Raw genomic sequence first — 10,631 nt, forward strand, 5'->3', positions numbered from 1 at the left:
CGATGAGACTGACCTCCCCCGCCCTGCTCGCCGCAACCCTCGCCCTGGGCGCCGCCGCTGCCTCGGCTCACCCGGTGACCTATATCGGCACGCTGAGCAACCTCGGTGAACCTGCCGCGGCGGCCGGATCGCTCGGCACGGGCACGGTCAGTGTGATCTTCGATGACGACACCTTCTCGATGAAGGTGAACGTGACCTTCAGCAATCTGACCGGCAGTGTCACGGCCAGCCATATCCACTGCTGCACGGCGGCGGCCGGGGGGGGCTCGGCGGGCGTCGCGACGCCGGTACCGAGCTTCCCGGCCTTTCCCTCGGGCGCGGGTGTCATGTCGGGCACTTATTCGATGACCTTCGACATGACGCAGACATCGAGCTGGAACCCTGCCTTCGTCACGGCCAATGGCGGCAATGTGTCGAGCGCCTTTGCCGCCTTCGCGACCGGCCTGGCCGACGGCAAGGCCTATCTGAACATCCACTCCACGCTGTCCACCGGCGGCGAGATCAGGACCTTCCTCGTGGCTGCACCGGTACCTGAGCCCGAGACTTACGCGCTGATGCTGGGCGGCTTGGGCGCGCTGGCCCTGCTGGCCCGCCGGCGCAGGCGCTGAGAGGCTCTCAGCCGGCCGCTGCGATGAGTTCGTCCGCCCGCACCTGGGCGGCCGTGAAGTCCAGCGCGCCGGTGTAGATGGAGCGGCCGCAGATGACGCCCTCGACGCCGTCGCCCATGACGGCGCACAGGCGCTCGATGTCGGCGATGTCCGAAAGGCCACCCGAGGCGATCACCGGGATGGTGAGCGCCTGGGCCAGCTTGACGGTGGCCTCGATGTTGATGCCGGTCAGCATGCCATCGCGGCCGATGTCGGTGTAGATGACGCCTTCGACGCCGTAATCCTGGAACTTCTGCGCCAGGTCGATGACCTCGTGGCCGGTCAGCTTGCTCCAGCCGTCGGTGGCAACCTTGCCGTCCTTGGCGTCCAGGCCCACGATGATGTGGCCGCCGAAGGCAGTGCAGGCGTCCCTCAGGAAGCCGGGGTTCTTGACCGCGGCGGTGCCGATGATGACGTAGCTCAGGCCATCGTCCAGGTAGCGCTCGATGGTGTCGAGGTCACGGATGCCGCCGCCGAGCTGGATGGGGATCTCGTCGCCGATCTCCTTGATGATGGCCTTGATGGCCGGCTCGTTGACCGGCTTGCCCGCGAAGGCGCCGTTCAGGTCCACCAGGTGCAGGCGCCGCGCGCCGGCATCGAGCCAGCGGCGCGCCATCGCAGCGGGGTCTTCGCCGAAGGTGGTGGAGTCGTTCATGTCGCCTTGCTTGAGGCGGACACAGCGACCGTCTTTCAGGTCGATGGCAGGGATCAGCAGCATGGCCGGGGGCTGAGGGGCTGGAGGGAAAGGAAGGCGGGAGACGAGAAAGTGCAGACCCGTTCAGGGCTTCCAGTGCAGGAAATTGCGGTAGAGGGCGAGGCCCAGCGCGGCACTTTTCTCGGGGTGGAATTGAGTCGCAAAAATATTATCCCGGGCCACCGCGCAGGTAAAGCGAGCACCGTAGTCGGTCTCGCCGGCGCTGTGTTCCGGCAACGCAGTCGTCGCGTAGAAACTGTGCACGAAGTAGAACCAGCTCTCGTCCGGGATGCCATCCCAAACAGCATGCGCCCGCGGTTGGTGCACGCGGTTCCAGCCCATCTGCGGCACCTTGAAGCGGCTGCCGTCTTCCTGCAGCCGGCCTTCCAGGCGGAAGCGCTGCACGCGGCCCGGGATCAGCCCCAGGCCGGGCGTGTCCTGCTCCTCGCTGTGATCCAGCAGCATCTGCATGCCAACGCACACGCCCAGCAGCGGCTTGGTGGCGGCGGCTTCAAGCACGGCTTCCTTGACACCCGAGTCGGCCAGCTCGCGCATGCAGTCGCGCATGGCACCCTGGCCGGGCAGCACAACACGCTCGGCGGCGCGCACTACTTCGGGGTCGCAAGTGATGGCCACCTCGAAACCCTGGCCCTCGGCGGCATGGATGACAGCTTGAGACACCGAGCGGAGGTTGCCCATGCCGTAGTCGACGACGGCAACGGTGCGGGTCATGGCTTCCCCCGGGACAGGTCGACCAGCGCATTGCCCAGTGCCGTCACGGCGGGCTCGGACACGGCTTTGTCGACGCCGGGGAAGGTGGTGCGAAGCTTCCAGATGGAGCCACCGCCACTCCACAGCTGCACATAGCTGCGCAAAACTTCCTTCTCGGGGCGGTCGATCGTGGCCCAGCCCACCAAGACCTCGGTTCGGCTCTGGCCGTGGTTCTCATATTGCGCGACGACGTCGCGCACCTTGGTGTCGGGGTAACGCTGCTGCCAGCCTTTGACGATGCCGCTCATCGCGGACTTGAACTCCTCCAGCAACCGGGGATCTCGCGCAACGTCCTCGACGCGACCCAATTGGGCCTGGTAGATGTAGACGTCGGCCCACATGCCGCTCGGATGCTTGTAGCGGATGCTGCAGCCGCCGCCGGGCATGGTGGCTTCGAAGCCATGGGTCATCATGCGCTCAAAGCCCGGGCCCAGCATCTGGGGCATGTCCTCCTGGGTGCCCGGCCGCGGGCAAGGCTGCCCTTCCTGCGCCATGGCGCCCACGGCAAACAGGCCGCTCAACGCCAGTGCCGCGAGGCTGCGGAGCAAGGCGCGGCTCACAGCGAGCCCTTGGTCGACGGGATCACGCCTGCGGAGCGCGGGTCCGGCGTCGTCGCCATGCGCAACGCGCGGCCAAAAGCCTTGAACATGGTTTCGGCCTGGTGGTGGGCGTTGTGGCCCTTCAGGTTGTCGATGTGGACCGTGGCCAGCGCGTGGTTGACGAAGCCCTGGAAGAACTCGAAGGTCAGCTGGGTGTCGAAGGCGCCGACGCTGCCGGCCGTGAACTTGCAGTCCATGTGCAGGCCCGGCCGGCCGGAAAGGTCGATGACGACCCGCGACAGGGCCTCGTCCAGCGGCACATAGCTGTGGCCGTAGCGCGTCAGGCCGGCCTTGTCGCCCACGGCCTTGGCGACGGCCAGGCCCAGCGTGATGCCGACGTCCTCGACGGTGTGGTGGCCGTCGATGTGCAGGTCACCCTCGCAATGGATGTCCAGGTCCATCAGGCCGTGGCGGGCGATCTGGTCCAGCATGTGGTCGAAGAAGCCGATGCCGGTCTGCAGCTTGGACTGGCCCGTGCCGTCCAGGTTGACGCGCACCGTGATGCGCGTCTCGCGGGTGTTGCGAGTGACTTCGGCGATGCGCGCGGTTGTGGAGGCGTTCAGTTCAGACATGCTTGAATCGCTTGGAGCAGCAGGGTGTTTTCGTCGGGCGTTCCGACCGTGATGCGCACACAGTTCGCTAGCAGCGGGTGCATGGCCGAGACGTTCTTGATCAGCACGCCCCGGGCCTTCAGCGCCGCGAAGGTGGCGGCGGCGTCCTGAACCCTGGCCAGGATCATATTGCCCTGGCTTGGCCAGGGTGTGACACCGGGCATGGCCTGCAAGGCGCTGAAGAGGCGCTCACGCTGCTGGCGCAGCTCGGCGGCCTGGGCGGCGTAGACCTCGGCATGCTCCAGCGCGAACAGCGCGGCCTCGGCGTTCAGCACGCTGACGTTGAAGGGCGGGCGTAGTTTCTCGATCTGCGCGACCAGCTCGGCCGAACCACAGAGATAGCCGATCCGCACGCCGGCCAGGCCGAACTTGCTCATGGTGCGCATCACCAGCACGTGCGGGTGGCAGGCCATCAGCGCCAGGCTGTCGGAGGATGCAAAGGGTTGGTAAGCCTCKTCCATGACGACCAGGCCAGGCGCCGCGGCGACGATGCGCTCGATGGCGGCGGCGTCCCAGAGGTTGCCGGTCGGGTTGTTGGGGTAGGAGAGGTAGATGAGTGCCGGCTGATGCTCCGCAATCGCGGCCAGCATGGCGGCCTCGTCCAACTCGAAGTCTCCAGCCTGCAGCGGCACGCCGACAAAACGCAGGTGCTGGTGCCGCGCCGACATCTCGTACATGACGAAGCTGGGCAGCGGCGACAGGATGACCGCACCAGGCTTGGACACGGCCAGCGTCAGCAGGCTGATGAGTTCGTCCGAGCCATTGCCCAGCGTGATGCCGAAGGCCTCGGGCAGGCCGGCATGGACCTTCAGCGCCGCGGCCAGGTCGGCGGTGCGCTCGGCCGGGTAGCGGTTGATGGCAACGGCGCCGAGGCGCTCGCCCAACGCCAACTGCAGTTCGGTCGGCAGGCGGTAGGGGTTCTCCATGATGTCCAGCTTGACGAAGCCGGTGCTCGGCTGGACGACGTAAGCCTGTGCCGCGCGCACGTCGGGCCGGATCTGGGCAAGGGCTTGGTCGAGGCTCATGGGGCGGTCACGATGGGGTTGAACACCTGCACGCTGTCGAAGACGGCTTCGTGCGGCAGGGCCAGGCTGAGCAGTCGAGTGCAGCCCTGCGCCTTGGCGCTGGCGACGACAAGGGCGTCGGCGAATGGCAGGCCGAAGCGGCTTTCCAGCGACCAGGCGGATTCGACAGTCGCCTGGTCCGTCGCCCACGGACGCCAGTGCTGGTAGCGGCGCACCTCGGCACGCGCATCGCCTTGCGGCATGGGCGGCGTGACCTGGCGCGTGGCCAGCAGGTAGAAGTCGTTCAGCACCTGCACCGACACCCGGCCGGTGCGGGTGGCCCACAGCTCGCGCAGCCAGGCCAGCACCTGCTCGCGCTCAGCGGGGCGGGCGCCGTCCTCGCTGAACAGCAGCACGGAGGTGTCGACGAAGACGGGATCGCTCACAGGATGCCTCGCCCAGGGTAAGGCTGGCCGTCCGAAGCCCAGGAGCGCTCCCGATGCAGCCAATCCTGCAGCGCGCGCTCATAGGCGTCGTCGTGGCGCATCTTCTCGCCCAGCAGTTCCCCCAGCAGGCGAGACACGCTGGTGTTGCGCCGCGCGGCCTCCAACCGGGCCCATTCGGCCACGGCGTCGTCCATGGACACGGTGACGTTCTTCATGGCATCAAGCGTATCACACGAAGTTCGTGTTGCACGAACTTCGTGTCCAAATACCTTCCGCTTGAATCGATTGAGTTAGCCTTTGCATCCCGTTGTCACTCCACCATTAATGCCCATATCGCCCCTCGCCAAGAAGCCCCTGCAGGCCACCGTGGCCAAGCTCAAGCGCACCGGCCGCGCCCTCGGCAAGCTCAAGCCCCAGGTGGTCAACCCCGTCCAGGCCCTGCAGGACATCAAGGCCAGGCGCGTCGCGCGGCGCACAGCCTCGGGCCTGCAACTGGTGCTGGCCGACCGCGTCGACTTCCTGAACCCGGCACATTGGGACGCGCTCGCGGCGCAGACCCTCTTCCTGTCGCGCGACTACCTGCGCGTGCTGGAGCAGCATGCGCCGGACAACATCGAGCCGCGCTACGCCATGGCCTATGCCGATGGTGCGCCAGTCGCGGCGCTACTGCTGCAGCGCGTGGCCGTCGGCGGCGCCCAGCTGCGCAAGCCCGGCAGCAAGAAGCTGGTCGATGCACCCATGGCCGGGCTCAAGGAGCATCTGCTGGTCTGCGGCAACCTGCTCGTCTGGGGCGCGCGCGCCATGGCCCTGGCGCCGCATGCCGATGAGGGCCAGCTCTGGCATGGCGTCTGCGAAGCCATCTACCGGCTGCGCCGCGCCGACAAGCTCGACGGCCAGTCCGACCTGGCGCTGATCAAGGACCTCGGCATGGCCGCCCAGCACGTCTCACCGTCACTGCGCCTGCTGGGCTATCGCAGCGTCGACACCGAACCCGACATGGTGCTGACGCTGCGCCCCGAATGGCGCAGCTGGGACGACTACCTGGCCAGCATGACCTCGGGCTATCGCAGCGCGGCCAAGAAGCTGCTGAAGGACTGCGCCGCGGCCGGCCTGACGCTGCGCGAGGCCAGCGCCGAGGAGCTGCTGGCGCGGGCCGACGAGCTGCATGCTCTCTATGGCCAGGTCCACCAGGCCCAGGGCCTGCGGCTGGCAACGCTGACGCCAGGCTATCTGCCGGCCATGGCCGCCGCCCTGGGTGCGCGCTTCCGCTGCCGCGTGGCCGAGCATGCCGACGGGCGCTGGCTGGGCTTCGTCACCAGCGTGCACGACGGCGACACGACGCTGGGCTACTACATCGGCTACGACCGCGCGGCCAATGCCGAGGCACCGATCTACCTGACGCTGCTGCAGTCCACTGTGCAGGACGCGATCGCCTTCGGTTCGACGCGGCTGAGCCTGGGCCGCACGGCGCTGGAGCCCAAGGCCAAGATGGGCTGTAGACCTGAGCCGCTGAGCTGCGCGGTGCGCCACCGCGTGTCGGCGCTGAACTGGATCACCACCGCGCTGACCAAGACGGCCGAGCACGATGAGCCGCCGGAGCGCAGCCCGTTCAAGGCCGCGCCTGTCGACGCGGCCTAGCTTTCAGCTGTAGGTCACTTCAATCGAAGTTCGGCTGCGCGTGCATGGGCCTGCAGGCCTTCGCCGTGGGCCAGCTCGCTGGCGATGCGGCCGAGTGTCTGCGCGCCCTCGGCGCTGACTTCGATGAGGCTGCTGCGCTTCTGGAAGTCGTAGACGCCCAGCGGGGACGAGAAGCGCGCTGTGCCGGCCGTGGGCAGTACATGGTTGGGGCCGGCGCAATAGTCACCGAGCGACTCGCTCGTGTAGGCGCCCATGAAGATCGCGCCGGCGTGGCGCAGCAGCGGCTCCCAGCGCTGCGGCTCGGCGGCGCTGATCTCCAGATGCTCGGGCGCGATGCGGTTGCTGATCTCGCAGGCCTCTTCCATCGAGCGCGTCAGGATCAACGCGCCGCGGCCCGCCAGCGACGCGCGGATGACGGCCTCGCGCRGCATCTCCTCGACAAGGCGCTCCATGCTGGCGCTGACGGCATCCAGGAAGGCGACGTCCGGGCTGAGCAGGATGCTCTGCGCCAGTTCGTCGTGCTCGGCCTGGCTGAACAGGTCCATCGCCACCCAGTCGGGCGGTGTCGTGCCGTCGGCAATGACGAGGATCTCGCTGGGGCCGGCAATCATGTCGATGCCGACTTGGCCAAACACATGCTTTTTGGCCGAAGCCACATACGCATTGCCCGGGCCGGTGATCTTGTCGACACGCGGGATGGTGGCCGTGCCGTAAGCCAGCGCCGCCACGGCTTGTGCGCCGCCAATGGTGAACACGCGATGCACGCCCGCCACCGCTGCGGCGGCCAGCACCAGCGGGTTGCGCACGCCGTCCGGCGTGGGCACGACCATGATGATCTCGCCGACGCCCGCGACCTGTGCGGGGATGGCGTTCATCAAGACACTGCTCGGATAGGCCGCTTTGCCACCCGGCACATAGATGCCCACGCGGTCCAGCGGCGTGACCTTCTGGCCGAGCAGGTTGCCGTCCTCGTCGCGGTAGCTCCAGCTGCGGCCGCAGGCTTCCAGCTGGCGCTCGTGGTAGGCCCGCACCCGCTTGGCTGCAGCCTGCAGGGCGGTGGCCTGGGCCGGCGTGATCGAGGCCAGCGCGGCCTGCAATTCGGCTTGCGTGATCTCCAGCGCGGCGACGTTGTCGGCCGTCACGCGGTCGAAGCGCGCGGTGTAATCCAGCACGGCAGCGTCACCACGCTCGCGCACATCGGCCAGGATCTCGGCGACGCGGCCTTCGATGGCGGCATCGTCCGCCGCCGACCAGTAGCGCAGGCGTTCGAACTCGGTATCGAAGTCGGGCGCGGCGGTGGAGAGTTGGCGAACGAGTTTCATGCAATGGCCGAGGCAAAGGCGTCGATCAGCGGGCGCAGCGCGTCGCGCTTGAGCTTGAGCGCGGCCTGGTTGACGACGAGGCGGGACGAGATGTCCATGATCTGCTCCACCTCGACCAGCTTGTTCGCCCTCAGCGTGCCGCCGGTGGAGACCAGGTCGACGATGGCCTCGGCCAGGCCGGTCAGCGGCGCCAGCTCCATGGAGCCGTAGAGCTTGATGAGGTCGACGTGCACGCCCTTGTCGGCGAAATGCTGGCGGGCGATCTCGGTGTACTTGGTGGCCACACGGATGCGCGAGCCCTGCTTGACGGCGGCGGCGTAGTCGAAGTCGGCGCGCGTGGCCACGCTCATGCGGCAGCGGGCGATCTTCAGGTCCAGCGGCTGGTAGAGGCCGTGCGAGCCGCCCTGGGCCAGCGCCTGCTCGTGCAGCACATCGCGGCCGGCCACGCCAAGGTCGGCGCCGCCGTACTGCACATAGGTCGGCACGTCGCTGGCACGCACCAGCACGACGCGAACGCCTTCGCGGTTGGTCGGCAGGATCAGCTTGCGCGAGGTTTCGGGGTCTTCCAGCACCTCGATGCCGGCGGCGCGCAGCAGCGGCAGCGTCTCTTCGAAGATGCGGCCCTTGGAGAGAGCGAGGGTCAGGCCGGTCATTGGGCGCTCCACTCTTCGGGGCTCAGCGTCTTCATCGACAGCGCATGGATCTGCTCGCGCATGCGCTCGCCCAGGGCCGCGTAGACACGCTGGTGGCGCTTGATGCGCGAGAGGCCGTTGAACTCGTCCGACACGATGGTCGCGAAGAAGTGGCGGCCGTCGCCCTCGACTTCGAGATGCGCGCAGGGCAGGCCTGCGGCAATGAAATCGCGCACTTCTTGCGGGGTCGGGTCGGCCATCACGGGTCCTCGGTGGAAACCCGAGATTCTAGAGACGGCTTAGCTTCTGATCTTGTAGCCGCTCTTCAGCAGCGATAAAGCGAGGCCTGCCGTGACCGCGAAGCTGACCCCGACAACGCCCAGGCTGAGCCAAGGCGACACGTCGCTGACCCCGAAGAAGCCGCGGCGGAAGCCGTCGATCATGTAGAAGAAGGGGTTCAGGTGGCTGATGCCCTGCCAGAAACCGGGCAGCGAGTGCACTGAGTAGAAGACGCCCGACAGAAACGTCATCGGCATGATGATGAAGTTCTGAAAGGCGGCCAACTGGTCGAACTTCTCGGCCCACAGGCCGGCGATCAGGCCCAGCGTGCCCATCAGGCCGGCGCCCAGCACCGTGAACAGCAGCACCCACAGGATGTTGTCCAGGCCCGGCGGCGCAAACCAGGCGGTGACCAGCAGCACGCCCGCCCCCACCGCCAGCCCGCGCACGACGGCCGCGCCGACATAGGCGACGAACCAGGCCGACGGCGACAGCGGCGTCAGCAGCAGGAAGATGAGGTTGCCGGTGATCTTGCTCTGGATGAGGCTGGACGAGCTGTTGGCGAAGGCGTTCTGCAGCACGCTCATCATCACGAGACCGGGGATCAGAAACTGCGTGTAGCCGACGCTGTCGTAGACCTTCACGTGATCTTCCAGCGTGTGGCCGAAAACGAGCAGGTACATCACCGCCGTCAGCACCGGGGCGCAGACCGTCTGGAACGCAACCTTCCAGAAGCGCAGGACTTCCTTCTTGAAGAGGGTGGAAGCACCATTCATGCGTGCTCTCCCTGCATGATTTCAAGAAACACGTCTTCGAGATCGGCGCGACCGATCTCCAGGTCTTCGATGGGAACTCCCTGTCCGCGCAGCTCGGCCAGCGTCGTCTCGACCTCATGGGCGTCATGCGCCGTCACCTGCACGATGCGCCCCGTTACCCGCGCACGCGCCGCGATGTCAGGTGGCAGCGCGGCATCGGTCTTGAAACGCAGCATCGTGGACGCCGTACCCGCCAACAGCTGCGAGGTGCGGTCCAGTGCCACGATGCGGCCGGCTTTCAGCATGCCAATGCGCTGGCACAGGGCTTCGGCTTCTTCGAGGTAATGCGTGGTCAGCAGCACCGTGTGGCCTTCCTTGTTGAGGCGGGCAATGAACTGCCACAGCGTCTGGCGCAGTTCCACGTCCACGCCGGCCGTGGGCTCGTCCAGYACGATGACGGGTGGGCGGTGCACCAGAGCCTGGGCGACCAGCACGCGGCGCTTCATGCCGCCCGACAGCTGGCGCATGTTGGCGTTGGCCTTGTCCGTCAGGCCCAGGTTGTGCAGCAATTCATCGATCCAGTCATCGTTGCCGTGCACGCCGAAATAGCCACTCTGGATGCGCAGCGACTCGCGCACGCTGAAAAAAGGGTCGAACACCAGTTCCTGCGGCACCACGCCCAGCGCCTTGCGGGCGGCGGCGTAGTCGTCCACCACGTCATGGCCCATCACGCGCACACGGCCCTCGGTGGCCTTGGCCAGGCCGGCAAGCACGCTGATCAGCGTCGTCTTGCCAGCACCGTTGGGGCCCAGCAGGCCGAAGAATTCACCGCAATGGATGTCGAAGCTGACACCATCCAGCGCCTTCACCTGCCCTCCCCGGTATGTTTTCTTGACGTTCTCGAAGGAGATGGCGGGCGGGGAGGCTGAATTCGGCATGGGGCGCGATTCTAAAAGTCAGCCCTATTTCGGTGCCGATCACTGCCAGAATGACCCGATGACCTGTGCGCCCCCATGCTCATTGCATTCACTGTGCCCCGAGGGGGTGCGTCATCCGCTCCGGGCGGCCGCGCGCTCCTGACATGCCCACCCCCAAACGCCCCCGCCGCACCGCCGAGCGCATCCTGGAGGTCACGCTGGAGCTGTTCAACAGCTTTGGCGAGCCCAATGTGTCGACGACGCTGATCTCGGCGGAACTGAAGATCAGCCCGGGCAACCTCTACTACCACTACCC

Annotated in this window: 15 protein-coding genes; 3 read left to right on the plus strand and 12 right to left on the minus strand. The window is 67.1% G+C overall.

Annotation, left to right across the window (positions count from 1 at the left end; all coding sequences use genetic code 11):
• A partial coding sequence (locus tag ACXJKR_RS14570; protein ID WP_235531862.1) for a CHRD domain-containing protein occupies positions 1-608 on the plus strand: 608 nt, incomplete at its 5' end.
• A 7-nt stretch (positions 609-615) separates the two neighbouring features.
• Here ACXJKR_RS14570 and hisA read toward each other — a convergent pair.
• Genes hisA through ACXJKR_RS14605 form a run of 7 tightly spaced genes read right to left on the minus strand, consistent with a single transcriptional unit; the run spans position 616 to position 4,987 of the window.
• Positions 616-1,365, minus strand: a complete 750-nt coding sequence (gene hisA / locus ACXJKR_RS14575; protein WP_056193723.1) for a 1-(5-phosphoribosyl)-5-[(5-phosphoribosylamino)methylideneamino]imidazole-4-carboxamide isomerase — start codon at positions 1,363-1,365, stop codon at positions 616-618.
• A gap of 60 nt (positions 1,366-1,425) precedes the next feature.
• Positions 1,426-2,073 (minus strand): imidazole glycerol phosphate synthase subunit HisH, encoded by a 648-nt coding sequence (gene hisH / locus ACXJKR_RS14580; protein WP_056193720.1) that lies wholly within the window; start codon positions 2,071-2,073, stop codon positions 1,426-1,428.
• The gene (locus ACXJKR_RS14585) at positions 2,070-2,660 is read right to left on the minus strand and encodes a hypothetical protein (protein ID WP_457323442.1); all 591 of its coding nucleotides are present in this window, start codon (positions 2,658-2,660) and stop codon (positions 2,070-2,072) included. The genes hisH and ACXJKR_RS14585 overlap by 4 nt, the downstream gene beginning before the upstream one ends.
• An 8-nt stretch (positions 2,661-2,668) precedes the next feature.
• The gene (hisB, locus tag ACXJKR_RS14590; RefSeq protein WP_056193714.1) at positions 2,669-3,283 is read right to left on the minus strand and encodes an imidazoleglycerol-phosphate dehydratase HisB; all 615 of its coding nucleotides are present in this window, start codon (positions 3,281-3,283) and stop codon (positions 2,669-2,671) included.
• Positions 3,271-4,347, minus strand: a complete 1,077-nt coding sequence (hisC, locus tag ACXJKR_RS14595) for a histidinol-phosphate transaminase (protein WP_457323443.1) — start codon at positions 4,345-4,347, stop codon at positions 3,271-3,273. The genes hisB and hisC overlap by 13 nt, the downstream gene beginning before the upstream one ends.
• Positions 4,344-4,772, minus strand: coding sequence for a PIN domain-containing protein (locus ACXJKR_RS14600; protein WP_457323444.1), 429 nt, complete (start codon positions 4,770-4,772; stop codon positions 4,344-4,346). The genes hisC and ACXJKR_RS14600 overlap by 4 nt, the downstream gene beginning before the upstream one ends.
• On the minus strand, positions 4,769-4,987 hold the full coding sequence (locus tag ACXJKR_RS14605; RefSeq protein WP_057300681.1) for a hypothetical protein: 219 nt from the start codon (positions 4,985-4,987) through the stop codon (positions 4,769-4,771). The genes ACXJKR_RS14600 and ACXJKR_RS14605 overlap by 4 nt, the downstream gene beginning before the upstream one ends.
• Before the next feature lie 109 nt (positions 4,988-5,096).
• On the opposite strand from ACXJKR_RS14605, the gene ACXJKR_RS14610 reads away from it, so the two are divergent.
• Entirely contained in the window at positions 5,097-6,410 is a 1,314-nt protein-coding gene (locus tag ACXJKR_RS14610; RefSeq protein ID WP_457323445.1) for a GNAT family N-acetyltransferase, read from the plus strand.
• A gap of 14 nt (positions 6,411-6,424) precedes the next feature.
• On the opposite strand, the gene hisD is transcribed toward ACXJKR_RS14610, so the two are convergent.
• From hisD to ACXJKR_RS14635, 5 genes are read right to left on the minus strand one after another with little or no spacing between them, the layout of a single operon-like run.
• Positions 6,425-7,732 carry a histidinol dehydrogenase gene (hisD, locus tag ACXJKR_RS14615; RefSeq protein ID WP_457323446.1) on the minus strand — a complete coding sequence of 436 codons (1,308 nt, stop codon included), beginning with the start codon at positions 7,730-7,732 and terminating at the stop codon, positions 6,425-6,427.
• The gene (hisG, locus tag ACXJKR_RS14620; RefSeq protein WP_056193697.1) at positions 7,729-8,385 is read right to left on the minus strand and encodes an ATP phosphoribosyltransferase; all 657 of its coding nucleotides are present in this window, start codon (positions 8,383-8,385) and stop codon (positions 7,729-7,731) included. Before hisG ends, hisD begins: the two co-directional genes overlap by 4 nt.
• Positions 8,382-8,624, minus strand: a complete 243-nt coding sequence (locus ACXJKR_RS14625; protein ID WP_056193694.1) for a BolA family protein — start codon at positions 8,622-8,624, stop codon at positions 8,382-8,384. Before ACXJKR_RS14625 ends, hisG begins: the two co-directional genes overlap by 4 nt.
• 39 nt (positions 8,625-8,663) lie before the next feature.
• Complete coding sequence (locus ACXJKR_RS14630; protein WP_457323447.1) at positions 8,664-9,419, minus strand: ABC transporter permease; 756 nt, start codon at positions 9,417-9,419, stop codon at positions 8,664-8,666.
• On the minus strand, positions 9,416-10,336 hold the full coding sequence (locus ACXJKR_RS14635) for an ABC transporter ATP-binding protein (protein ID WP_056193688.1): 921 nt from the start codon (positions 10,334-10,336) through the stop codon (positions 9,416-9,418). Before ACXJKR_RS14635 ends, ACXJKR_RS14630 begins: the two co-directional genes overlap by 4 nt.
• 143 nt (positions 10,337-10,479) lie before the next feature.
• Here ACXJKR_RS14635 and ACXJKR_RS14640 point away from each other — a divergent pair.
• Positions 10,480-10,631, plus strand: a 152-nt coding sequence (locus ACXJKR_RS14640; RefSeq protein WP_457323448.1) for a TetR/AcrR family transcriptional regulator, incomplete at its 3' end; no start/stop codon positions are given.

This window comes from Roseateles sp. P5_E11 (assembly GCF_054049355.1).